The organism is Chitinophaga sp. sic0106 (assembly GCF_019219075.1).
Classification (GTDB): domain Bacteria; phylum Bacteroidota; class Bacteroidia; order Chitinophagales; family Chitinophagaceae; genus Chitinophaga.
The window spans coordinates 1-1,095 of sequence record NZ_JAHUWJ010000042.1; the positions used below are offsets into that span (position 1 = coordinate 1).

The 1,095-nt window shown below is 47.8% G+C and carries 1 pseudogene; it reads left to right on the forward strand.

The features are described 5' to 3' along the window. A pseudogene (locus KW844_RS28825) lies at positions 1 to 1,095 on the forward strand (hypothetical protein); the annotation flags it as partial.

Sequence of the window (1,095 nt, forward strand, 5' to 3'; positions counted from 1 at the left end):
AGCAAAATACCTATAACCTGGCAGGCTGGCAAACAAGCGTTAATGCAAACTATGTAAATAATGGTGGTAGCACCGGAAACTGGTTTGGCGAGGTACTCAGCTATGATACAGGTTTTACGCAGTCACAGTATAATGGCAATATAGCCGGAGTGCTATGGAAATCAGGATCAGATGGGGTGGCTCGTGCTTATGGGTATCGGTATGATGCGTCTGGCAGGCTTGCTGGCGCGGATTTCCGGCAGCAAAATACTACGGGTGCCTCATGGACTAATGACCTGGTTAAGTATGATGTGCCAGCCATAAGTTACGATGCCAACGGCAATATTACCGCCATGACCCAATGGGGCATGAATGGGGCAGCTGCTCAGCCCATTGACATCCTGCAGTATGGCTATCATAACGCCAGCAATAAACTGAACTATGTAACAGACTATGGTCAAAGTCTGACACAGGACTTTAAAGAACCTGTTGCAGGTGTATTACCGGATTACCAGTATGATACCACAGGAAGCCTGATTCAGGACCTTAACAAGGGACTCAGTATTACCTATAATCATCTTCATTTGCCTGTTCATATTGAGGTAAGTGGCAAAGGGACGATTGACTATGTGTATGATGCGCTGGGGAACAAGTTGAGAAAAACAGTTCAGGATAATTCGGTGTCACCTTCCCGTCATATCGTTCGTGACTACCTTCCCGGAGCAGTATACCGGCAGGATTCGCTGGAACTGATCAGCACAGCAGAGGGAAGGGTGCGTACAGTTTATCGTACAGGTATGCCCGTTGGATATGTGTACGATTATTTTCTCAAAGATCACCTGGGGAATGTGCGCACAGTGCTTACGGAGCAGACAGACTTTAATATGTATGTAGCCAGCATGGAAGAGGCCCGTGCGCCCATGGAGTCACAATTGTTTGATAATGTGGATGCCACCCGCTCCGCCGCACCGGTGGGGTATCCTGCCTCCGATGGTAAGTATGTGGCTAAATTGAATGCAGATGGTAGTCATCAAAAGACTGGTCCAGCTATTACACTGAGGGTAATGGCGGGCGATACGATCAGCATTGGTGTAAATGCGTTCTTCAAATCTACCG